This window comes from Phreatobacter sp. (assembly GCF_052440005.1).
GTDB lineage: Bacteria > Pseudomonadota > Alphaproteobacteria > Rhizobiales > Phreatobacteraceae > Phreatobacter.
In genome coordinates, this window is sequence record NZ_JBQVQL010000052.1 from 1 (window position 1) to 21,971 (window position 21,971).

The window sequence follows — 21,971 nt, forward strand, 5'->3', positions numbered from 1 at the left end:
CCGGGCCCACCCCCCCCTGCGTCCGCGGCGCCTGGTCGGTCCCCGGGCCCGGCGCCACCGGCCAGCGGCTGCGCCTCGCCGAACCCGTCGGCCAGCGGATCCTCTTCGCCGGCGAGGCCACCGACGAGGGCCTCTGGGGCACGGTGGGCGGGGCCTGGGCTTCCGGAGAGCGCGCCGCCGACCAGGCGCTGCGTTGGGTGCAGCCGCCGGCCCGCAGCCGCCGCCGCGACTGAGCCGTCTTAGCGGCTCGTTAACGTTAACGGATTATGACCTTGGGCCTCGCCGCACGTCCTGTCCCGCGGAGTCCGTCATGCCGAATGCGTCCCTGTCTGTCCGGCCCCTCGTCCTCGTCGTCACCCTCGCTGCCCTCGTCTCGGGTGGCTGCTCGCTGAGCGCCCGCCGCGGCGGTGGCGGCGGCGACATCACCGGCTCTGTGCCGTCGGCGCCCTATGGCGAGCAGGCCGCACGCAGCGAGATCGAGGGCCTCGCCGCCCGCTACCGCTCGACGCCGACCGACACCGGCAACGCCATGCGCTATGCCCGGGCGCTGCGTGCCACCGGCCAGTCCGTGCAGGCCGTCGCGGTGCTGGAGCGCGTCGCGATCCGCGAGCCGCGCAACCTCACGCTGATGGGCGAGTTCGGCCGCGCGCTCGCCGATGCCGGCCGCCACGACCAGGCGCTCCAGGTGCTCGGCCGCGCCCACCGCCCCGATCAGCCGGACTGGCGCATCATCAACGTCCAGGCCTCAATCTACGACCAGATGGGCCGTCCGCAGGAGGCCCAGGCCCTCTACAACGACGCCCTGAAGATCGCCCCGGGCGAGCCGGCGATCCTCTCCAACCTCGGCCTGTCCTACGCCCTCTCCCGCCAGCTCCCCCAGGCCGAGCAGGCGCTGCGCCAGGCGGCTGGCCATCCCCAGGCCGACAAGCGCGTGCGCCAGAACCTCGCCCTCGTCGTCGGGCTCCAGGGCCGCTTCGCCGAGGCCGAGGAGATCGCCCGCAAGGACCTGCCCCCGGCCGAGGCCGAGCAGAACGTCGCCTATCTTCGCTCCATGGTGACGCAGCAGAATTCCTGGGCGCAGATCCGCCAGAGCGAGCGGCGCGGCGCCCCGCAGCAGCGGGCGGGTGCACCGGCAGCCCCGGGAGCGGCCGCGGCTCCCGCCGCACCGCGGGGCTGAGGCTTTCCCACGTCGCGAAACGGGTGATACCGGGCCTGCGCGGCCGGAACCGCAGCCACCCTCACGTCCCCCGCGGCTTCGCCCGATGCGTCGCCGCGGCGGCAGCGGGGTCGTCGGGCCAGGGATGGCGCGGATAGCGGCCCTTCATGTCTGACTTCACCGCCTGCCATGAGCCCTTCCAGAACCCGGGGAGGTCGCGTGTCACCTGCACCGGCCGGTGCGCCGGCGACAGGAGCTCCACCACCAGGGGGATCTTGCCGCGCGCCACGCTCGGATGGACGGCGAGGCCGAACAGCTCCTGCACCCGGATCGACAGCACCGGCTCCTCCCCTTCGTAGTCGATGGGGTGGCGCTGGCCGGACGGCGCGTCGAAGTGGCTGGGCAGGTCCGTTTCGATCCGCCGCTTCACGTCCCACGGGACCAGTTGGTCGAGGGCGTTGCCGAGGTCGTCCGCACCGATCTGGGACAGTGCCGACTTGCCGAGGATGTGCGGGGCCAGCCACTCCACCGCGCTCGCCGCGAGGGTCGCGTCCGAGAGGTCGGGAAAGCTCTCGTCCACCCGACGCAGGAAGGCGACGCGGTGGCGCAGCGCGAGCTGCGCCTTGGTCCAGGGCAGGCGGTGGAGGCCGAGCTGGGCGATGCCCTCCGCGAGCCTCGCGGCGCTCGCCTCGTCCGCCGGCACGGCCAGGGTCTGTTCGCCGAGATTGACGGCCCCGAGCCGGCGCGAGCGCTTCGCGCGGAGCGCCGCGGCGGCCTTGTCGAAGGCGACCTCCTCGCGCGTCTCGATGCGGCTCGCAAAACCCTCCTCGATCTCGGTGAGGCTGATCGGCGCGGCGGAGAGGATGCGCGCCCGCGCCGCGACGCCGCCGATCTCGGCCACCGCGAGGAAGGTCTCCCTGGCGAGCGGCGAGGCGGGATCGACCGAGCCGCCGCGGCCGTTGGCGAGGACGAAATCGCCGTCCTTGCCGCGCGCCCGGGCGATGCGGTCGGGAAAGGCGAGCGCCAGCACCGCGCCGGCCCGCTCGGGGCCCGAGCCGATGTCGGGCGCGCCCTTCACCTCCCGCAGCCAGCCGGCCGCCATCCGCCGGGCATCCTCGGCGCGGCGCGAGCGGTCGGTCCGGAGGCGGTCGAGACGGTGGCCGAGATGGACGTCCTCACCGCCGAGGCCGCGTTCCGAGACGAGGAGGGCGAGATCGGCGGCGAGCCGTCCCTCGCCGCGGGCACTCGCATCCACCACCATCCGGGCGAGGCGCGGCGTCAGCGGCAGGCCGCGCAGCAGCTTGCCCTCGGAGGTGATGCGTCCGTCCGCGTCGAGGGCGGCGAGGCTTTCGAGCAACGCACGCGCTTCGGCAAGTGCGGGCTTCGGCGGCGGATCGAGGAAGGCGAGGCTCGTCGGGTCGGTGACCCCCCAGGCTGCGCAGTCGAGCAGGAAGGACGAGAGGTCGGCGTCCAGGATCTCCGGCGTCGCGTAGGCCGGAAAGGCGCCCTCCTGCGCCTCGCCCCACAGCCGATAGCAGACGCCCGGCTCGGTCCGGCCGGCGCGGCCGCGCCGCTGGTCCGCGGCGGCGCGCGACACCCTCACCGTCTCGAGCCGGGTCAGCCCGAGATCGGGTTCGAAGCGGGGGACACGGGCGAGGCCGCAATCGACGACGATGCGCACGCCCTCGATGGTCAGCGAGGTCTCGGCGATGGAGGTCGCCAGCACCACCTTGCGCCGCCCGGCCGGCGCCGCCTCGATGGCCCGGTCCTGATCGGCCCGGTCGAGAGCACCGAAGAGCTGGACGATGTCGACGGCGGGATCCTTCACCGTCGCGGCGAGGAGGTCGGCGGTGCGGCGGATCTCGGAGGCTCCGGGCAGGAAGACGAGCGCCGATCCCGCCTCCTCGGCGAGAGCCCGGCGCACCACCCGCGCCACCTCGTCCTCGAGTCGCGCCGCGGGATCGCGCCCCACGTGGCGCGTCGTGACGGGGAAGGCGCGGCCTGCGCTCTCGATGAGCGGCGCATCGGCGAGGAGCCGCGCCACCCGCGCCCCGTCGAGCGTCGCCGACATGACGAGGATGCGCAGGTCCTCGCGCAGGGCGCCCTGCGCGTCGAGCGCCAGGGCGAGGCCGAGATCGGCATCGAGGCTGCGCTCGTGGAACTCGTCGAACAGCACCGCGGCGACCCCCGTCAGCGCGGGATCGTCGAGGATCATGCGGGTGAAGATGCCCTCGGTCACCACCTCGACCCGCGTGCGGGACGACACCTTCGAACCGAAGCGGACCCTGAGGCCGACCCGGCCCCCGATCTCTTCCCCCAGAGTCCGCGCCATGCGGTCGGCGACGGCCCGCGCCGCGATGCGCCGGGGCTCCAGCACGAGGATCTTGCCCGTCCCGGTCCAGGACTCCTCCATCAGCACGAGCGGCACGCGCGTCGACTTGCCGGCCCCCGGCGGCGCCACCACCACGGCGCGCGGACCGGCCGCGAGCGCACGCGTCAGGTCGGAAATGACGGCATCGATGGGGAGGGCCGGATGGGACACGCGCGGCGTTTACGGTTCCTTCACCCCGTCCGCAAGCGGGACAGGCCGGAATGGCACGAAACCCGCGTCCGGGCCCTCCCCTTGCGATGGACATGGCAAGGGCCGCCGGATGTTCCGGAACGGGACGGCGGCGTGCCCTGCCGGGACGTGGACGCGTCCCGGCACCAGACCCGTCCGTGATCTGAGCACCGCCATGAAGAGCGGCGCCGCCGGGCGGCGGGGCGGCCTGTCCCCATGCTCCTCATGGCCGCCCGCATGGAACGGCCCGCGGGTTGTCGCCGCGGGCCGTTCTCTCTGGGCGGAGCCAAGGTTCATGCCGCAGAGGCTGCGCATCTGACGGCGGTAGCTGATTGCCTATATTATAGGCAATACTGTGCCGAGGCCGACACGGGACGGCATGAGCAGGCAACTGGATCGCGTCAGCCAGCAACGCGAGAGACGAGCCCGGGCATCGGGTCGCGGTTGTCTTAAACTTGGATTCATCCGCTCCCGGTAACACTGTCGCCAAGACTGAGACGACAACGGAGCTTGGACGTGCCGGTTCGGATGGTTCGCCGTTTCCTTGACGACGGTCGCGGCAATATCGCGACCACCTTCGCAATCGCCGCCCTGCCGCTCCTGGCGACGGTGGGCGCCGGCGTCGACTATTCACGGGTCGCGCAGCAACGCACCGCCATGCAGGCGACCCTGGACGCCTCCGTTCTCGCCGGGGCCCGCGCCGTCGGCACCGAGATCTCCACCGCCTCCGGCTATTTCAGGGGGCAGTCCACCGTGGCCGGCGCCACGGCCCAGTTCCAGGTCGACGGCACCAAGGTGAGCGGCACGGCCAGCGCCACCGTCCCCACCACCTTCATGGCCGTCGTCGGCAACACCTCGGTGGCGATCACCGCAAAGGCTGCCGCGGTGCGCTCGACCTCGTCCGGGGCCGCCGCCGCCATGCCCTGCATCTTCGCGCTGGCGCCCAACACGTCGCAGTCGCTGCTGGTCAATTCCGGCGCCCGGATAAACGCGCCGGACTGCGAGGTTCACGTCCGCTCGACCGCGTCCCCTGCCGCCATCTTCAACGCCGGTACGACGCTGAACCTGAAGACCTTCTGCATCCAGGGAACCAACATCATCAAGAACACGTCCAGCCCGCTGCCGATCCAGACGGGCTGCGCCGCGGCGACCGATCCCTATGCCGGCAAGCTGCCCAAGCCCACCGTCGGCGCCTGCACCAACACCAAGCAGGTCTATGATCCGCCGGCGGGCGGCGGGGCGCACACCATGCCGGCCGGTTCCGTGTGGTGCGACGTCAACTTCAACGGCTCGCCGCGCATCGTCTTCCAGCCGGGCCTGCACATCATCAAGGGCCGCATGGTGATCAATTCCAACGCCGTCATCGAGGGCAACGGCGTCACCTTCTATTTCCCCGACACCAATTCGGAAATCCGCTTCAACGGCGGTCTGACCGCCAAGCTCTCGGCCCCGACCACCGGCACCTATGCGAACATCCTCATGTTCGAGCCGAGCACCAGCACGAACACGACGCAGTACGTGTTCAACTCCTCCGTGAGCGAGGAGATTTCGGGGCTCATCTACCTGCCGCGGCGCGACCTCACGTGGAACTCGACGTCCACCGTCAACGGCTCGCGAATCCAGATCGTCTCCAACACGATCATCTTCAACAGCCTCGACTGGAAGCTCTCGACCAACACCGGCCTGTCCTCCTCGTCGGGAGGCACGACCAGCGTTCGGCTGACGCAGTAGCGCCCGCCGCGGCCTCCTCGATCGCCGTCTCGTGGAACGGCCCGCGGTTGTCGCCGCGGGCCGATTCTCATTCGGGGCGCGCCGCAGCCGGCGCGCGGCGCTCAGTTCTGCCGCTTGGTGATCGAGATCGCATAGGCGGGGGTGCGGATCGCGAACATCGGATCTTCGGCCGGTCCGGCGATGCCGTCGGCGAGGATCGTCGGCGCGAAGATCGTGCCGTCGCAGCGGGCCGCATCGGCCGCGGCGCGCACATGCAGCGTGCCGAGCTCGACGACGGGGCGGCTGTCCTCCCCCTCCCACATCCGGGTGACGTCGTTGGTCGAGTCACCGGGGCGGCCGATGATCGCCACCATCCTGAAGCCCGCGGGCCGCGAGGCCGCGAGACGTCCGCCGAGCTCATCGGCGAGGAAGTCGCGCGGGCGTGCACGGGCTTCGTCGTCGGTCAGGTTCACCGCGCCGTCGAGCGGATCCATGCGGAACTTCACCACCTGAGCGGCGCCGCTGGCGTTGGTCAGGGTGTAGGCGTGAAGGGCCCAGTAGTTCACGCCGACCCACGATCCCGGAATCGGCTTGCTGGCGAGATAGCGCGCCTGGCCCGTGGTCTCCGGATTGGCTTCGGTGAAGGCGCGCACCTTCTCCGGGTCCATCTGGCCGTTGGCGCCCGGCCGGCGGGCTTCGAGGAAGCCCAGCATCTGCGCCGGCGTCCGCGCGAAATTGATCGGCGCGTTGACCATCACGAATTCGGTCTGGCCGGGGCCGTCGGCGTCGATGCGGATGGAGAGGCCCCGGTTGCCGCCGCGGGAGCCGTCGGCGACGGCGGGGTTTCCGCCGCCGACCGAGAAGCGGATGAGCGCCTGGGAATTGCGCGTCAGGATCACCGCCTTGGAGAGCGCCTGGGCGGCGGCGTTGGGAACGAATTCACCCGCGTAGCACCGTCCCTTCGCACCGCTCGGACGATGGGTCCCGGGGCCGGCGAAGGTGCGCATCAGCTCGACGATCGGCGTCGGATCGGCATCCTGCGCAAGGGCTGGGACCGCCGGGACGAGGCTCGCGGCAAGACCAGCCGCAGCAGCTGCATAAAGGGCTTTCATGGGTGTCGTCTCCCTCGCCGCTGCGATGGTTGTGCAGCGCTGGGATGTGATACGCCGGCAACGACGACAGTGTTACGCAGGGCTCGCACAGCCGGCGGAGCGCGCGCGGAAACGGGACGGGCCTTGATCCCCTGACCTCAAAACGGCTACAACGTCGGTCTTCCGAAGGCCCGGTCACGGGCCCGACGGGGCGCTGACGGACCCGGGACCTCGGGTCGTCTCCCGCGGGTGTAGTTCAATGGTAGAACGGCAGCTTCCCAAGCTGCATACGAGGGTTCGATTCCCTTCACCCGCTCCAGCCCTTTGACATTCCTTGTCATTTTGCTGGCAATTTGGGCTTCTCGTGTCGGGCACGCGCGGCGTAGATTCCAGCTGAATTTCATCTTCACTTGAAAGAAGTCCGCAGCCGCAATCTCCACCTCGCGGGCAACTAGCAATATCCCCGCGCCATCCTACCACAAAATTAGAAAGCAGCCGTGCCTATCGGTGTAGAACCACGAGGCCAATACCCCCTCCGCACTAAAACGGCGCAATGATTGAACCACTGGATACCTCCACTTTAGTTTTGACGGCACCTGCACGGTATTGACGTTCGAACGCATCACTGGCAGCTTCGAAGAAGTGGCAACCCACGTATTCTCGGTATACGTGCTGTATAACTGATCTGCACGCAGTCGCATAATACCTAAATCGATGGTATTTATTGATGCTAAACTTCCGCTACATATGGCGCGCGCTGTGCCGTCGATGATAAGTAAGCGAGTAGCCATCCTTGCGACCTTAGGCGGGCTGTCATTGCCACTCGCAGGCTGTTGGTTAAACAGGGCGTTCCGATATAGGCTTACGACGTCCGTGCACACACCATCAGGCCTCGTTTCGGGAAGCACTGTTATCGAGGTGACCTTCAGCGATACGAGAAGCGTGCCGTTTTTTTCGACGGAAGCCAGAGGTTTTAGGGCAAATACCTCAGGCGAGGCGATTTACTTGGATCTTGGCGACGGCAAGAACGTCGTTAGTACATTCAATATGGACATATCGGGTCAAGTCGATGTGGACTTTAGCTCTATAATGTTCCGCACTCTGGACATTAATTGGACTTCTAAGGAGCAGATTTACGAGAATTTAGAGGCAGCAGCGGAGAGCGGCACTGTGTTTTCCGTTCCACAGAGATGGCTGCCTGTCCTCGTGACATTTCGAGACCCGACAGACTATCAGTCGTTTGAGATTCTAAACCCAGAGCAGCTTTCACAGAAATTGGGTCCAGGCGTATCTTTCGCCGGCATGACCGTGTCTATTCTATCGCCAACGTCTATCTTCAGGCGTTTGGCGCTGTTAAATAAACCGTTGTATTCCGGTCGCATAGCGAAGGCACTTCCGTGGCTTGAAGCACTCAACGGCCATCTTAGCGGCAATTTTACTTGCAATCCAACCCACGAAACTTGCCTGAGGCGAAGTTCTTTTCTAAGGAAGCCAAGATGACTGATTCGGTCACTCAGCGAGACTAACATCTCGCTGTACTGGCGCTCGATTCCTACTATCACGGGGCAAACGGAAGATCACCCCTTTATAGTTTGTCAATCACCAACGTCACAACTTAGACTTCAGTAAAGGCAGCTTCCCAAGCTGCATACGAGGGTTCGATTCCCTTCACCCGCTCCAGCCCCTCACCTTCGGGCTAGCGCTGTGCCTCGCCGCCGTCGCCGGGTTCGGCGGCGCCCTGCTCCCGCGCTTCCTCCTTCAGCGGCGTCAGCCATTTCAGCGTGGTGACCGTGAAGACCGCCACCAGCACCGCGACGCCATAGGCGCCGAGACCGACCGCCGTGCCGATGGCGCCCGTCGCCCACAGGCTCGCCGCCGTCGCGGTGCCGCGCACCGAGGCGCCCTGCTTGAGGATGGCGCCGCCGCCGATGAAGCCGATGCCGGTGATCAGGCCCTCGACGATCTTGCCCATGGCGTCGGGATGGGCGCCGTATTTCATCTCGGCCGCCTGGACGAAGCCGCAGCAGGCGATGGCGACCAGCGGAAAGGTCCTGAGGCCCGCGCTGCGGTCCTCCTTCTCGCGGTCCCAGCCGATGGGGAGCACCAGCACATAGGCGACGCTCAGCGCCAGGAGATGCGGCAGGAGGTCGGCCCGCGCCGTGGCGATGAGCGTGTCGAGCATGAGATCCTCCCGGAGAGCCGCAGGTAACGCAGCACGCTCTCCGGCGGTTCCCCCATGCCGTCAGCCGGCCGGCGCGGCATCCTTCTGCTGACGGTTGGCGGCGATCTGCGCGAGGAGGGCCGGAACCGCGACGGCGATGCCGAGGAGACTGGCGGGGATGCTCGGTGCCATCAGCAAGAGGCCGGAGAGGCCGAGGGAGAGGCGCTGCCACAGCGGCATCCGCACCAGAGCATATCCCGTGAGCGCCGCCGCCAGGATGAAGACGCCGAGGGCGCAGGTCGCCGCCGTCACCACGAAATCGGTCCAGGTGAAGCCCTTGGTGACGATGAGCAGCGAGGGCCCGTAGACGAAGACGAACGGCACCAGCGCCTTGGCGAGGCCGAGGCGGAAGGCGGTGTTGCCGGTCTTGAACGGATCGGCCCCCGCCATGCTGGCCGCGGCATAGGCCGCGAGCGCCACCGGTGGCGTGATGTCGGCGAGGACGCCGTAGTAGAAGACGAAGAAATGGGCGACGATGGGCTCGACGCCGAGCAGCGCCAGCGCCGGCGCCGCCACCGTCACCATGATGATGTAGTTGGCGGTCGTCGGCACGCCGCACCCCAGCAGGATGCAGACGATAGCCGTCATCACCAGCGTGTAGAACAGGGTCATGCCCTTCGCATCGAAGGCCCAGGCCGGCAGGATCGAGCCGGTGATGGCCGCGAGCTGCGCGGCAAAGCTCGTCACGATGTTGGAGATCTTGAAGCCGACGCCGGTCAGCGTCACGACGCCGACGATGATGCCGACGGTGGCTGCCGCGGCGCCGACGGCGATGGCATATTTCGCACCCACCACGAAGGCGTCGATCATGTCGGCGGTGAGGAACTTGCCCTCCGCGTCACGAAGCGCGAAGGCGGTGCAGACCACGGCGACGCCGGCGGCGATGGCAATCGTCGCCCAGCCCTCGGTGAGGAGACCTGCGGCGATCGCGGCGATCATCACCGCGAGGAAACCGACCGCCGCTACGGGGTTGCGGCGGGTGAACCCGACGAGCACGCAGGCGGTGATGCCCCAGAAGGCCGCGAGATAGGGCGTGAAGCCGGAGAACAGCACCATCAGCAGCACGATGAGCGGGACGGCGGCCGGCCAGTCGCGGGCGATGACCTCGCGCGCCTTGGGAAGGTCGGCGGCGGGAATGCCCTTCAGGCCGTTCTTCTTCGCCTCGAAATGCACCTGCCAGAACACGCCGAAGAAGTGCATGAAAGCCGGGATGAGGGCCGCCAGCACGATGGACTGGTAGGGCAGGTTGAGGAACTCGATCATGAGGAAGGCGGCCGCACCCATGATCGGCGGCGTGATCTGCCCGCCGGTGGAGGCGGTCGATTCAATCGCCGCCGCCATGTGGCGCGGATAGCCGAGCCGCATCATGGCCGGGATCGTCAGCGAGCCGACCGTCACCGTATTGGCGATGGACGAGCCCGAGATCATGCCGAACATGGCCGAGCCGAAGATCGACACCTTGGCCGGGCCGCCGGAATAGCGGCCGGCGAGCGACGTTGCGAGGTCGATGAACAGCCGGCCGAGGCCGATCCGCGTCGCCAGCACGCCGAAGAGCACGTAGTGGAAGACGTAGGTCGCCACGACGCCCAGCGCGATGCCGTAGATGCCGTTGCTGGTGAGGTAGAGGTGGTTGACCACCGACGACCAGCTGTTGCCGGGATGGGCGAGGATGCCCGGCAGCGACTGGCCGTACATGGCATAGACCATCAGCGAGATGGCGATGATCGGCAGCGGCCAGCCGACGCTGCGCCGGGTCGCCTCGAGCAGGACGAGGATGGCGATGGTCGCCATGGCGACGTCCAGCGGCTCGGGATTGCCGACGCGGAAGGCGAGGTCGTCGTAGATCCACGGCATGTAGAGGCTGGCGACGACGGCGCCGGCCGCCAGGACCCAGTCGTAGAGGGCGATGCCGCCGGGGGCGAGGACGCCGGACTGCGGCGGCGTCTGGTGGTCGCGCTTCAGCAGCGGGAAGACGAGGAAGATCAGGCCCAGAACGAAGGCCATGTGGATGCCGCGATGGGTCGCCTCGCGCAGCAGGCCGAAACCGGCCGTGTAGTAGTGGAAGGCCGAGAGCGCGAAGAGCAGGCCGGCGACGAGCCAGGCGGTGGCCGGCAGCAGCGGCCGGAAGCGCACTTCGGAATCGAACTCCTCCTCCAGCTTCTGGAGGGCATTCGGGTCCATCGCCTCGATCTTCATCGGCCGTCTCGCGCGTGTCGGGAGTGCGGGGGAGGTTCCCGGCGGTGCGCCGTCAGGAACGAGAAGGCCGCGCGGTAACCGCGCGGCCCATCGTCGTCAAGCCGGACGGCCTCCCGGGCTCAGCGCAGCAGCCCCGCTTCCTTGTAGAAGCGCGCGGCGCCGTCGTGCAGCGGAATGCCGAGGCCCTGGAGCGCGGTCTCCTTGCGGATCGACTTGCCCTTGGCGTGGCCGGCATCGAGCAGGGCGCGCGTCTTGTCGCTCCACAGCGCCTTGGTGACCTCATAGACGAGGTCGGCGCTCATGCGGGTCGAGGTCACCCACTGGGCGCCCACCGCCAGGGTCTTCACGCCCTTCACGTCCTTGTAGGCGCCGTCCGGAATCTCGTCCTCGGCGAAGAACTTGAACTCGGCCATGATCTTCTTCGCCGGTTCGCCGTCGATCGGCAGGAGCTCGATGCCCGTGGTCGTGGCGAGCTCGGTCAGCGCCGCCGTCGGCCAGCCCGTAGTCATGAAGAAGGCGTCGAGGCCGCCGTCCTTCAGCTTCTCGGCCGAGGGACCGGGCTTCAGGTTCTCGGCACGATAGTCGGCGTCGCGGATGCCGTAGCCGGCGAGGATTGCCTTGGCGTTGATGATCGAGCCCGAACCCGGCTCGTCGATGGAGATGCGCTTGCCCTTGAGGTCGGCGATCGAGCGGATGTTCAGGCCCTTCTTGACCACGACATGCAGCGATTCCGGATAGAGGTTGGCGATGGCGCGCAGCACCTCGACCTTCGGGCGGCCCTGGTACACGCCGGTGCCGGAATGGGCCCAGCTGGCGACGTCGGACTGGCTGAAGCCGGATTCCATCGAGCCGCCGACGATGCCGTTGACGTTCGCCACGGATCCGTTGGTGGCCACCGCCGAGGCGTCGAGCGTGCCGGTGGAGATGGCGTTCGCGATGAGGCCGCCGATCGGATAGTAGGTTCCCGCCGTACCACCCGTGCCGATGCGGAAGAACTGCTTGGCCTGGGCGAGGGCGGCGCCCGGCGCCAGCAGCGAGGCGAGGCCGGTGGCGCCGGCGAGCGCCGTGAACTGCCTGCGGTCGATGGTCATTGTGATGTCTCCACACGTCTTGAACAGCGTCTCCGCCGGCCCGGGGAGCGGGGGCGGAAAGCGCGCATGTGACCACATTGCAGGCAGCGAGGCCAGCCGGACGCCTCATTCTGGGGACGGACCCGCCATGCACGTACAAAAGGACTTGCCCGCGGAACGTGCCCGTGGCGGCATGGCGCCAAGGCGCCGGTGAGAGCGCAAGCGGAGGGTTTGTATGAAGCGCGTGCAGGTCGTCATCATCGGCTCGGGGCCCTCGGGCCTCATGCTCGGTCATATTCTCCACCGGGCCGGGATCGAGACGATCATCCTGGAGAGCCGGAGCCAGGACTACGTGCTCGCGCGCGTGCGCGCCGGCCTGCTCGAGCAGGGCACCGTCGACCTCCTGCGTGACAACGGGCTTGCCGGCCGCCTCGACCGCGAGGGCCTGATCCACCACGGCATGGCGCTGGCCTTCGACGGCGAGCGCCACCGCATCGATCTCTCCGGCCTCGCCGGCGGCAAGGTGGTGACGATCTACGGCCAGACGGAGGTCACCCGCGACCTGATGGACGCCCGCGCCGCCTCCGGCGCGCCGACGGTCTACGAGGCGGAGGCCGTCACCCCCCACGCCTTCGACGGCGAGGCACCGCGCGTCACCTATGTGAAGGACGGCGTCACCCACGAGATCGCCTGCGACTTCATCGCCGGCTGCGACGGCTACCACGGCGTCTCGCGCGCCAGCGTCCCGGCGGGCGCCATCGCGACCTACGAGCGCGTCTATCCCTTCGGCTGGCTCGGCATCCTCGCCGAGGTGCCCCCCGTCGACCACGAGCTCATCTACGCCAACTCGCCCCGCGGCTTCGCGCTGTGCACCATGCGCTCCAGCACCCGCAGCCGCTACTACGTCCAGTGCCCCCTCGACGACCGGGTCGAGGACTGGCCGGACGACCGGTTCTGGGACGAGATTCGCCGCCGCGTCGACGCGCCCACCGCCGAAGCCCTGGTCACCGGCCCCTCCTTCGAGAAGTCGATCGCCCCCCTGCGCAGCTTCGTCGCCGAGCCGCTGCGCTTCGGCCGCCTGTTCCTCGTCGGCGACGCCGCCCACATCGTGCCGCCGACCGGCGCCAAGGGCCTGAACCTCGCCATGAGCGACGTGCGCTACCTCGCCGAGGGCCTGCTCGAGCACTACGGCGAAAAGTCCTCCGGCGGCCTCGACGCTTATTCCGGCCGCGCCCTCGACCGCATCTGGAAGGCGGTACGCTTCTCCTGGTGGATGACCACCATGCTCCACCGCTTCCCCGACCAGACCGCCTTCGACCAGCGCATGCAGGAGGCAGACCTCGCCTATCTCGTCTCCTCGCAGGCCGCCATGACCTCGCTCGCCGAGAACTATGTCGGCCTGCCGGTCTGATCCCCGTCATTGACCCTGCCGGCGCGGACGCTTAACTCAGGCGTTTTCGACCCCTCCGGACGACAACCATGGCCCTGCGCGAGATCATCGTCATTCCCGATCCGCGGCTGAAGCTCGTCTGCGAGCCCGTCGCAGCCGTCGATTCCAAGGTGAGGAAGCTCGCCGACGACATGCTGGACACCATGTACGACGCGCCCGGCATCGGCCTCGCGGCGATCCAGATCGCCGTGCCCCAGCGCGTCGTCACCATCGACCTCGCCCGCAAGGACGAGCCGAAGAAGCCGGTGGTGCTGATCAATCCCGAGATCGTCTGGAGCTCGGACGAGCTCTCCGTCTACGAGGAGGGCTGCCTCTCCATCCCCGAATACTACGAGGAGGTGGAGCGCCCGGCGAAGTGCCGCGTCCGCTATCTCGACCTCGACGGCAAGCTGCAGGAGCTCGACTGCGAGGGCCTGATGGCGACCTGCGTCCAGCATGAGGTCGACCACCTCAACGGCGTCCTCTTCATCGACCACATCTCCCGCCTGAAGCGCGAGCGCGTCATCAAGAAGTTCACCAAGGCCGCCCGCCGCGAGGCGCTCGCGTGAGCCTTCGCGTCGTCTTCATGGGCACGCCGGATTTCGCGGTGCCCACCCTCTCCGAGATCATTGGCCAGGGCCACGAGGTGGTGGCGGTCTACACCCGCGCGCCGAAACCCGCCGGGCGCGGCATGGCCGAGCAGAAGACGCCCGTCCACCGGCTCGCCGACGGGTTCGGCATCCCCGTCTTCACGCCGCGGACGCTGCGCGACGAAGCCGCGCAGGCCGACTTCGCTTCGCTCGGCGCCGATGTCGCCGTGGTCGTCGCCTATGGCCTCATCCTGCCGAAGCCCGTGCTCGACGCCCCCCCGCTCGGCTGCCTCAACCTGCATGGCTCGCTGCTGCCGCGCTGGCGCGGCGCCGCCCCCATCCAGCGGGCAATCATGGCGGGCGATGCCGAGACCGGCGTCATGGTCATGAAGATGGACGAGGGTCTCGACACCGGCCCGGTCGCCATGGTGGAGAAGATCGTCGTCGGTCCCGACATGACCGCGCAGGACCTTCACGACCGCATGGCGGTGCTGGGCGCCGACCTCATGGTGCGGGCTCTCGCCGCCCTCGACCGCGGTTCGCTTGGCTTCGCGCCCCAGTCCCGGGACGGCGTCACCTACGCCGCCAAGATCGACAAGGCCGAGGCGCGGATCGACTGGACGCGCCCGGCGTCCGAGATCCACGACAAGGTGCGCGGCCTCTCGCCCTTTCCCGGCGCCTGGTTCGAGGCCGATCTCGGCAAGGGGCCGGAGCGCGTGAAGGTGCTGCGCACCGCCCTCGCCGCCGGTTCCGGCCGGCCGGGGACGCTGCTCTCCGACGATCTCGCGGTCGCCTGCGGCACCGGCGCCCTGCGCCTCGCCGAGGTCCAGCGCGCCGGCGCCAGGGCCATGAAGGCGGCGGACTTCCTCAACGGCGCCAAGGTCGGACCCGGCGCGGTCTTCGGTTAATGCCGCGCTACAGGCTGACGATCGAATATGACGGCGGGCCCTATCTCGGCTGGCAGATGCAGGGCGCGAGCTTCGGCAAGTCCGTGCAGGGCGAGCTCGTCCGCGCCATCGGCCAATTCTCCGGCGAGAGCGTGACCGTCGGCGGCGCCGGCCGCACCGATGCCGGCGTCCACGCCACCGGCCAGGTCGCCCACGTCGATCTCACCCGCGACTGGCCGAACCGCGTGGTGCGCGACGCCACCAACCGCTACCTGAAGGACGAGGCCGTCGCGGTGGTCGCCGTCGAGAAGATGCCGGATGACTTCGACGCCCGCTTCTCCGCCGTCCGCCGCCACTATCTCTACCGCATCATCGACCGCCGTCCGCCGCTGACGCTGGAACGCCAGCGCGCCTGGTGGTCGCCCAAGGCCCTCGACGTCGACCGCATGCGCGAGGCGGCGCGCGTCCTGATCGGCCGGCACGATTTCACCACCTTCCGCTCCACCGAATGCCAGGCGAAATCGCCGGTGCGCAACCTTGACCGTTTCGACGTCGAGCGTACCGCGACCGGCATCGAATGCCGGCTGGACGCCCGCTCCTTCCTGCATAACCAGGTGCGCTCCATGGTCGGCACTCTGAAGCTGGTCGGCGAGGGCCTGTGGACGGCCGACGACCTCTCCGAGGCGCTCGCCGCCCGGGACCGCAAGGCCTGCGGAACGGTCGGCCCGGCGCATGCGCTCTACCTGACGCAGGTGGATTATCCGGAGCACTGGCAACCCCTGCCCGACACGCCGGAGCGGTGACGGGGAGGGTCGCCACGCACCCCGGCCGACCCAATGCGCCGACCGTCATCCCCGGCCGAGCGTAGCGAGGGGAAGGGAGCGACGGGCGAGTGTCCGCGGGTTGCCGACGGTGCAACCCTCTAAGGACGCACATGGACATTGCCGGGCCGGCATCCCACCGCCATGCGATCGTGTTAAACCTGCGCCATGTCCGAACGCCTGACACCCGAAGCTGCCGTCGACCGCCTCGAAACCCTCTATGAGGAAGCGACCGCCGCCCTGCGCGCTGCCCTTGCCCGCTATCTCGGCGGCGGCGCACCGCCGTCACCCGAGGAACGCGCCCGCTTCGTCTATCCCGAAATCGCCGTCACCTATGCGCCGGAACGGGCCGCCCCGCGCAACCGCCGCGCCTATGCCAAGTTCTCGCGGCCCGGCCTCTACACCACGACCATAACCCAGCCCGGCTTCTTCCGGCGCTACCTCCTCGACCAGCTCCGCCCGCTCACCACGGAATACGACGCGACGCTGGACGTCAGGCCCTCGACCCAGGAAATTCCCTATCCCTATGTGCTCGACGGGGCGTCTGACCTCGCGGCCGACGCCCGCACGCCGGCGGAACTGGCGCGCCATTTTCCGGTCCCCCTGCTCTCGCTCGTCGGCGACGAGGTGGCCGACGGGACGTTCGAGGCGCTCTCGGCCGGAACCCTGCCCCTCGCCCTGTTCGACGCGGTGCGCGTCGACTATTCGCTGCGCCGGCTGATCCACTATACCGGCACCGACTGGCGCGCCGTGCAGCCCTGGATCCTGCTGACCAACTACCACCGCTACGTCGACCAGTTCGTCGGCTGGGCCATGGCCGAGATCGCCGCCGGCCGCGCCGAAAGGCTGGTGGCGCCGGGCGGCCTCACCGTCACGGCGGAGACCCTCGAGGGCGGCGCCGCCCGCATCGCCGCCTCGGCCTGGCACCGCTACCAGATGCCGGCCTATCACCTAGAGCGACGTGGCACCGCCGGCGTCACTCTCGTGAATATCGGCGTCGGTCCCTCCAACGCCAAGAACATCACCGACCACCTGGCGGTGCTCCGCCCCCATTGCTGGCTGATGATCGGCCATTGCGGCGGCTTGAGGCAGGCGCAGGAGATCGGCGACTACGTCCTCGCCCACGCCTATCTGAGGCGCGACCGCATCCTCGACGCGCTGGTCCCGCCGGAAATCCCCATCCCCGCCCTCGCCGAGATCCAGACCGCGCTGCAGGAGGCCTGCGCCGCCGTCACCGGCATGACCGGCGAGGCGCTGAGGCACCGCCTCAGGACCGGCACCGTGGTCACCAACAACGACCGCAACTGGGAGCTGCGCTACACCCAGGAGGCGCGCCTCTTCAACCTGTCGCGCGCCATCGCGGTCGACATGGAGAGCGGCACCATCGCCGCCCAGGGCTACCGGCTGCGTGTGCCCTACGGCACCCTGCTCTGCGTCTCCGACAAGCCGCTGCACGGTGAGATCAAGCTGCCGGGCGCCGCCAACGCCTTCTATGCCAGCGCCGTCGCCCAGCACCTGCTCGTCGGCCTCGACGCGGTGGAGCGCCTGAAGCGCGCCGGCGGGGCCATCCATTCCCGCAAGCTCAGGAGCTTCGACGAGCCGCCCTTCCGCTGACGGAAAAAGTCCGGCGGCGGCGGCTCCTTTTCCGCACTGGCGCGTTTCTGTCGGTCCGGGTCTGCCCCGGCGGGTGTGACGGAAGCGACGATGCGCAAGTTCGATGATGTGGGTTTCGCGGCGCTGCTGGTCGTCGTCAGCCTGCTGTTCGGCTGGATTCTCCTGCCGTTCTTCGGCGCCATCCTGTGGGCCGTCGTCACCGCCATTGTCTTCGCCCCCGTCAACGATCGCGTCGAGCGTGCGCTGCCTGGCCGGCCGGGCCTCGCCGCCCTGATCACCCTCTTGGCGATCCTGCTCATCGTCATCCTGCCCTTCCTCGCCATTGGCGCGAACCTCGTCTCCCAGGGCGCCGAGGCCTATGCGGCCATCGAATCCGGACGGATCGACCTGCCGGCCCTGATTCGCAGGGTGCTGGCGGCCCTGCCGTCCTGGGTCACCGACTTCGCCGCCCGCTACGGCATCTACAATGCCGACGACGTGCAGGAGCGCCTCGCCTCCTGGGCCACCGCCAGCAGCCAGTCCATCGCCACCCGCGCGGTGAGCATCGGCCAGGGCACGGCCGGATTCGTGCTCGACCTCGGCGTCATGCTCTACCTGCTGTTCTTCCTGCTGCGCGACGGCGGCCGGCTCATCGGCCGCATCGCCGACAAGCTGCCGCTGCACCCGCGCCGCCGCCGGGCGCTGCTCGCCAAGTTCGCCCAGGTGGTGCAGGCGACCGTCAAGGGCGGCATCCTCATCGCCCTGCTGCAGGGTGCCCTCGGCGGCCTGATCTTCTGGGTGCTGGGCATCCCCTCGCCGCTGCTCTGGGCGGCGCTGATGGCCTTCCTGTCGCTGGTGCCGGCGGTCGGTGCCGGCCTCGTCTGGGGTCCGGTCGCCATCTATCTGCTCGCCACCGGGGCCGTCTGGCAGGGCGTGGTGCTCATCGCCTTCGGTGTCATGGTCATCGGCCTCGCCGACAACATCCTTCGGCCGATGCTGGTCGGCAAGGACGTCAAGCTGCCCGACTACCTCATCCTCATCTCCACCCTCGGCGGCATCGAGATCTTCGGCCTCAACGGCTTCGTCGTCGGCCCGCTCATCGCCGCCATGTTCGTCACCGTCTGGCAGATGCTGGCCGAGTCCCCGGCCCGGGACGAACAGCCGGTTCGTCGGCGCGGTCCCTAGCCACCGCGCTTTCGGCGGCCCACTTTGCAGCGCAGCACCAACCCGTTAGGGTCCCCGCCTCGCTGGAAGGCTTTTTCCCATGCTCGTCGGCAAGCGCATCCTTCTCGTCATCGGCGGCGGCATCGCCGCCTACAAGTCGCTCGACCTGATCCGCCGGCTACAGGACCGCGGCGCCCGCGTGCGCGCCATCCTCACCCGGGCGGGGAGCGAGTTCGTGACGCCGCTGTCGGTCGGCTCGCTCACCGGCGACAAGGTGTTCCAGGAGCTCTTCTCGCTCACCGACGAGAACGACATGGGTCATATCGAGCTGTCGCGGGACGCCGACCTGCTGGTCGTCGCCCCCGCCACCGCCGACCTCATGGCCAAGATGGCGAACGGCCACGCCAACGACCTCGCCTCCACCGCCCTCCTCGCCACCGACAAGCGCGTGCTGCTCGCCCCGGCGATGAACGTGCGCATGTGGCTGAACCCGGCGACGCAGCGCAATCTCGCGACGCTCCGGGCCGACGGCGCCGCCGTGGTCGGGCCCAACGACGGCTCCATGGCCTGCGGCGAGTTCGGTCCCGGCCGCATGGCCGAGGTGCCGGAGATCATCGCCGCCATCGAGGGCCTGATGGCCGATCCCGCCGTCGGCCACCCGCTCGCCGGCCGCCACGTGGTGGTGACCTCGGGCCCGACCCGCGAGGCGATCGACCCGGTCCGCTACATCTCGAACCACTCCTCCGGCAAGCAGGGACACGCCATCGCCCGCGCCGCCGCCGCGGCGGGCGCCCGCGTCACCCTCGTCACCGGCCCGGTGGCCCTGGCCGACCCCGTCGGAGTCGACACCGTCCACGTCGAGAGCGGCCGCGACATGCTGGCGGCGGTGGAGAAGGCTCTCCCGGCCGACATCGCCGTCTTCGCCGCCGCCGTTGCCGACTGGCGCGTCGCCGAGATCGCCGGCGGCAAGATCAAGAAGGGCGCCGGCGGCCCGCCGAGCCTCAGCTTCGTCGAGAACCCCGACATCCTCGCCACGATCGCGCGCAGGACCGCCGGCCGCCCCGGCATCGTCGTGGGCTTCGCTGCCGAGACGGAGGCCGTCCTCGACAACGCCCGCACCAAGCTCGCCCGCAAGGGCTGCGACCTCATCGTCGCCAACGACGTCTCCAGCGGCACCGACACCTTCGGTGGTGACATGAACCGGGTCCACATCGTCGCCGCCGACGGTGTCGAGACCTGGGAGCGCCAGTCCAAGGATGCGGTGGCCACCGCCCTCGTCTCCCTCCTCGCCCGCCGGATCGCCCCATGAGCCGCCTGACCGTTCCCGTCCGCGTCCTGCCCCACGGCGAGGGCCTGCCGCTGCCGAAGGCGCAGAGCGAGGGTGCCGCCGGCATGGACCTCATGGCCGCGCTTGCCGCGGATGCGCCGCTGATCCTCGGGCCCGGCGACCGCGCGGCGGTTGCGACCGGCCTCGAAATGGCCATCCCCGAAGGCTATGAGGGTCAGGTCCGGCCGCGCTCCGGCCTCGCCTTCAGGCACGGCCTGACGGTCGCCAACGCGCCGGGCACCATCGACTGCGACTACCGCGGGGAGGTAAAAGTTCTCCTGATCAATCTCGGCCGTGATCCCGTGACCATCGCCCGCGGCGAGCGCATCGCCCAGCTCGTGATCGCGCCCGTCACCGCCGCGGATCTGGTCGCCGTCGATAGCCTGGATGCGACGCGCCGCGGCGCGGGGGGACTTGGTTCTACCGGCAGATGAGAATTTTCTTCTCTGCGTTGCAAACACAGGCCTTATGCACGAAATGGTCTTCTACTGTTTGTCTCATTTGTGATTTGTTCGAAATTGGGGTGAAACGACGTCGCCCCCAGCATTGAGGGACCCATGTCGATCCTTTCACGTCGTGGCCGGTTGGCAATTGCCGCCGTTGTCGATATCGCCGTGCACGCGGTGAACGCACCGGTGTCGGCGAAGGCGCTTGCCGCACGCCACAACCTTCCGCCCCGGCATCTCGAGCCGCTCCTTCAGGCGCTCGTCCGCGCCGGCATTCTCAAGGGCATGCGTGGCCCGCGCGGCGGCTACGACGTCGCACGCGACCGCCACCGCATCAGCTGCGCCGAGATCGTGCGCACGGCCGTGGGCTCAGGCGTCGACGATTTCGACGCGATCTCGCCGCTCATCGAGGCCATCATCGTGCCCGCCATGGCGGAAGCCGAACGGGACTATTTCGACCGCCTCGGCCGCATCTCGGTCGCCGACCTCTGCGACAAGGTCGCCGAGGCGCGCGAGGCAGTCCCCGGGCTGCTCGAGCCGGCCTGAACTCAGGCCGCCTGCGCGAAGACGTTCACCAGCCTGTCGAGCGCGCCGTTCAACGTCTCGTCCTTCTTGGCGAAGCAGAACCGCACCACCGAGGTGACCGGCGTCTGCGCGTAGAAGGCCGAGACGGGAATGGCGGCGACGCCGTGCTCGGCCACCAGCGCCTTGCAGAAGGCGACGTCGTCGCTGATGCCGGCAGGCGCCAGGTCCACGTTGATGAAATAGGTGGCGGCGCTCGGCAGCACGCGGAAGCCTGCCTGCGTCAGGCCTGTGTGGAAGAGGTCGCGCGAGCGCTGCAGGTCCGCGCGCATGCCGGTGAAGTAGCCGTCGTCCTTGGTGAGGCCATAGGCGACCGCGGCCTGCAGGTTCGGCGGCGTGGTGAAGGTCAGGAACTGGTGCGCCTTGGACAGCACTTTCATGATTGCCGGCGCTGCCACCACGAAGCCGACCTTCCAGCCGGTCAGCGAGAAGATCTTGCCAGCCGAGCCGATCTTCACGGCCCGGTCGCGCAGCGAGTCGATCGCCAGCACGGAGAGATGGCGGTGGCCGTCGAAGACCACGTGCTCCCATACCTCGTCGGAGACGACGGTGGCGCCGAAGCGCTGGCAGAACCGGCCGAGAAGGTCGAGGTCCTCCGCCGGGAAGATGGATGCCGCAGGGTTCAGCGGGTTGTTGATCAGGACAACGCGGGTCTTCGGTGAGAAGACCGCCGCCAGGTCCTCCTCGGTGAAGCGCCAGTGCGGCGGACGCAGCGTCACGAAGCGCGGCACACCACCGGCCCTGAGCACGAGCGGCAGATAGGCGTCGTACATCGGCTGGAACAGCACCACCTCGTCGCCCGGCTGGATCAGGGCCATCAGGGCTCCCGCCAGCGCCTCCGTCGCACCGGAGGTGATCATCACCTCCTGCTGCGGGTCGATCGTGAGGTTCTGGTGATGCCGGTAATGGTCCGCCACCGCCTGGCGCAGCTCCGGCAGGCCCATCATCGGCGGATACTGGTTCCAGCCGGAGACCACGGCCTCGGCGGCTTTCTGGCGCACGTCCACCGGGCCGGGATCGTCGGGAAAGCCCTGGCCGAGATTGATCGCGCCCGTCTCGCGGGCCATCTGCGACATGACCTCGAAGACGGTGGTGGGCAGGTCGGCAAAGATCGGGTTCATCGGGTCA

At 68.9% G+C, this 21,971-nt stretch carries 18 protein-coding genes and 1 tRNA gene; 13 read left to right on the plus strand and 6 right to left on the minus strand.

Going from position 1 to position 21,971, the window contains the following annotated elements:
- Both ACT6XY_RS13705 and ACT6XY_RS13710 read left to right on the plus strand, forming a co-directional pair.
- On the plus strand, positions 1-233 hold a 233-nt coding region (locus tag ACT6XY_RS13705), incomplete at its 5' end, for an FAD-dependent oxidoreductase (RefSeq protein ID WP_444748884.1).
- A 77-nt stretch (positions 234-310) separates the two neighbouring features.
- Positions 311-1,177 carry a tetratricopeptide repeat protein gene (locus ACT6XY_RS13710; RefSeq protein WP_444748885.1) on the plus strand — a complete coding sequence of 289 codons (867 nt, stop codon included), beginning with the start codon at positions 311-313 and terminating at the stop codon, positions 1,175-1,177.
- A gap of 61 nt (positions 1,178-1,238) precedes the next feature.
- On the opposite strand, the gene hrpB is transcribed toward ACT6XY_RS13710, so the two are convergent.
- Positions 1,239-3,698, minus strand: coding sequence for an ATP-dependent helicase HrpB (gene hrpB, locus ACT6XY_RS13715; RefSeq protein ID WP_444748886.1), 2,460 nt, complete (start codon positions 3,696-3,698; stop codon positions 1,239-1,241).
- 546 nt (positions 3,699-4,244) lie between these two features.
- Between hrpB and ACT6XY_RS13720 the strand changes: the two genes are divergently transcribed.
- A complete protein-coding gene (locus tag ACT6XY_RS13720; RefSeq protein ID WP_444748887.1) occupies positions 4,245-5,447 on the plus strand; it encodes a TadE/TadG family type IV pilus assembly protein in 1,203 nt (400 codons plus the stop codon).
- A gap of 101 nt (positions 5,448-5,548) precedes the next feature.
- Here the strand turns inward: ACT6XY_RS13720 and ACT6XY_RS13725 are convergent, their stop codons facing one another.
- Complete coding sequence (locus ACT6XY_RS13725; RefSeq protein ID WP_444748888.1) at positions 5,549-6,538, minus strand: catalase; 990 nt, start codon at positions 6,536-6,538, stop codon at positions 5,549-5,551.
- A gap of 224 nt (positions 6,539-6,762) precedes the next feature.
- Here ACT6XY_RS13725 and ACT6XY_RS13730 point away from each other — a divergent pair.
- A tRNA-Gly gene (locus ACT6XY_RS13730) sits at positions 6,763-6,836 on the plus strand.
- Between the two features lie 1,377 nt (positions 6,837-8,213).
- Here ACT6XY_RS13730 and ACT6XY_RS13735 read toward each other — a convergent pair.
- The 3 genes from ACT6XY_RS13735 to ACT6XY_RS13745 all read right to left on the minus strand — a co-directional run bounded on the left by ACT6XY_RS13735 (position 8,214) and on the right by ACT6XY_RS13745 (position 12,025).
- Entirely contained in the window at positions 8,214-8,699 is a 486-nt protein-coding gene (locus ACT6XY_RS13735; protein ID WP_444748889.1) for an MgtC/SapB family protein, read from the minus strand.
- A gap of 60 nt (positions 8,700-8,759) precedes the next feature.
- Complete coding sequence (locus ACT6XY_RS13740; protein ID WP_444748890.1) at positions 8,760-10,934, minus strand: TRAP transporter permease; 2,175 nt, start codon at positions 10,932-10,934, stop codon at positions 8,760-8,762.
- Between the two features lie 119 nt (positions 10,935-11,053).
- A complete protein-coding gene (locus ACT6XY_RS13745; RefSeq protein WP_444748891.1) occupies positions 11,054-12,025 on the minus strand; it encodes a TAXI family TRAP transporter solute-binding subunit in 972 nt (323 codons plus the stop codon).
- Positions 12,026-12,239: 214 nt separating this feature from the next.
- Between ACT6XY_RS13745 and pobA the strand changes: the two genes are divergently transcribed.
- The 9 genes from pobA to ACT6XY_RS13790 all read left to right on the plus strand — a co-directional run bounded on the left by pobA (position 12,240) and on the right by ACT6XY_RS13790 (position 20,807).
- Positions 12,240-13,415 (plus strand): 4-hydroxybenzoate 3-monooxygenase, encoded by a 1,176-nt coding sequence (pobA, locus tag ACT6XY_RS13750; protein ID WP_444748892.1) that lies wholly within the window; start codon positions 12,240-12,242, stop codon positions 13,413-13,415.
- A gap of 68 nt (positions 13,416-13,483) precedes the next feature.
- The gene (locus ACT6XY_RS13755) at positions 13,484-14,002 is read left to right on the plus strand and encodes a peptide deformylase (RefSeq protein WP_444748893.1); all 519 of its coding nucleotides are present in this window, start codon (positions 13,484-13,486) and stop codon (positions 14,000-14,002) included.
- Positions 13,999-14,931, plus strand: a complete 933-nt coding sequence (gene fmt, locus ACT6XY_RS13760; protein ID WP_444748894.1) for a methionyl-tRNA formyltransferase — start codon at positions 13,999-14,001, stop codon at positions 14,929-14,931. Before ACT6XY_RS13755 ends, fmt begins: the two co-directional genes overlap by 4 nt.
- Positions 14,931-15,713: a tRNA pseudouridine(38-40) synthase TruA gene (gene truA, locus ACT6XY_RS13765; protein ID WP_444748895.1), complete on the plus strand. Its 783-nt coding sequence runs from the start codon at positions 14,931-14,933 to the stop codon at positions 15,711-15,713. The genes fmt and truA overlap by 1 nt, the downstream gene beginning before the upstream one ends.
- Before the next feature lie 186 nt (positions 15,714-15,899).
- On the plus strand, positions 15,900-17,345 hold the full coding sequence (locus ACT6XY_RS13770; protein WP_444748896.1) for an AMP nucleosidase: 1,446 nt from the start codon (positions 15,900-15,902) through the stop codon (positions 17,343-17,345).
- A gap of 90 nt (positions 17,346-17,435) precedes the next feature.
- The gene (locus ACT6XY_RS13775) at positions 17,436-18,509 is read left to right on the plus strand and encodes an AI-2E family transporter (protein ID WP_444748897.1); all 1,074 of its coding nucleotides are present in this window, start codon (positions 17,436-17,438) and stop codon (positions 18,507-18,509) included.
- Positions 18,510-18,588: 79 nt separating this feature from the next.
- The gene (coaBC, locus tag ACT6XY_RS13780) at positions 18,589-19,797 is read left to right on the plus strand and encodes a bifunctional phosphopantothenoylcysteine decarboxylase/phosphopantothenate--cysteine ligase CoaBC (RefSeq protein WP_444748898.1); all 1,209 of its coding nucleotides are present in this window, start codon (positions 18,589-18,591) and stop codon (positions 19,795-19,797) included.
- On the plus strand, positions 19,794-20,249 hold the full coding sequence (dut, locus tag ACT6XY_RS13785; RefSeq protein WP_444748899.1) for a dUTP diphosphatase: 456 nt from the start codon (positions 19,794-19,796) through the stop codon (positions 20,247-20,249). The genes coaBC and dut overlap by 4 nt, the downstream gene beginning before the upstream one ends.
- 123 nt (positions 20,250-20,372) lie before the next feature.
- Complete coding sequence (locus ACT6XY_RS13790; protein WP_444748900.1) at positions 20,373-20,807, plus strand: RrF2 family transcriptional regulator; 435 nt, start codon at positions 20,373-20,375, stop codon at positions 20,805-20,807.
- Between the two features lie 2 nt (positions 20,808-20,809).
- Here the strand turns inward: ACT6XY_RS13790 and ACT6XY_RS13795 are convergent, their stop codons facing one another.
- Complete coding sequence (locus ACT6XY_RS13795) at positions 20,810-21,964, minus strand: aminotransferase (protein WP_444748901.1); 1,155 nt, start codon at positions 21,962-21,964, stop codon at positions 20,810-20,812.
- Positions 21,965-21,971 lie beyond the last annotated feature (7 nt).

Bases quoted from the DNA above. Each gene is read 5' to 3' on its own strand.
- truA (WP_444748895.1), top strand. From the start codon at position 14,931: ATGCCGCGCTACAGGCTGACGATCGAATATGACGGCGGGCCCTATCTC.
- ACT6XY_RS13720 (WP_444748887.1), top strand. From the start codon at position 4,245: ATGGTTCGCCGTTTCCTTGACGACGGTCGCGGCAATATCGCGACCACC.
- ACT6XY_RS13755 (WP_444748893.1), top strand. From the start codon at position 13,484: ATGGCCCTGCGCGAGATCATCGTCATTCCCGATCCGCGGCTGAAGCTC.
- ACT6XY_RS13770 (WP_444748896.1), top strand. From the start codon at position 15,900: ATGTCCGAACGCCTGACACCCGAAGCTGCCGTCGACCGCCTCGAAACC.
- dut (WP_444748899.1), top strand. From the start codon at position 19,794: ATGAGCCGCCTGACCGTTCCCGTCCGCGTCCTGCCCCACGGCGAGGGC.
- coaBC (WP_444748898.1), top strand. From the start codon at position 18,589: ATGCTCGTCGGCAAGCGCATCCTTCTCGTCATCGGCGGCGGCATCGCC.
- ACT6XY_RS13775 (WP_444748897.1), top strand. From the start codon at position 17,436: ATGCGCAAGTTCGATGATGTGGGTTTCGCGGCGCTGCTGGTCGTCGTC.
- pobA (WP_444748892.1), top strand. From the start codon at position 12,240: ATGAAGCGCGTGCAGGTCGTCATCATCGGCTCGGGGCCCTCGGGCCTC.
- ACT6XY_RS13710 (WP_444748885.1), top strand. From the start codon at position 311: ATGCCGAATGCGTCCCTGTCTGTCCGGCCCCTCGTCCTCGTCGTCACC.
- ACT6XY_RS13740 (WP_444748890.1), bottom strand. From the start codon at position 10,934: ATGAAGATCGAGGCGATGGACCCGAATGCCCTCCAGAAGCTGGAGGAG.
- ACT6XY_RS13790 (WP_444748900.1), top strand. From the start codon at position 20,373: ATGTCGATCCTTTCACGTCGTGGCCGGTTGGCAATTGCCGCCGTTGTC.
- ACT6XY_RS13735 (WP_444748889.1), bottom strand. From the start codon at position 8,699: ATGCTCGACACGCTCATCGCCACGGCGCGGGCCGACCTCCTGCCGCAT.
- ACT6XY_RS13725 (WP_444748888.1), bottom strand. From the start codon at position 6,538: ATGAAAGCCCTTTATGCAGCTGCTGCGGCTGGTCTTGCCGCGAGCCTC.
- ACT6XY_RS13745 (WP_444748891.1), bottom strand. From the start codon at position 12,025: ATGACCATCGACCGCAGGCAGTTCACGGCGCTCGCCGGCGCCACCGGC.
- ACT6XY_RS13795 (WP_444748901.1), bottom strand. From the start codon at position 21,964: ATGAACCCGATCTTTGCCGACCTGCCCACCACCGTCTTCGAGGTCATG.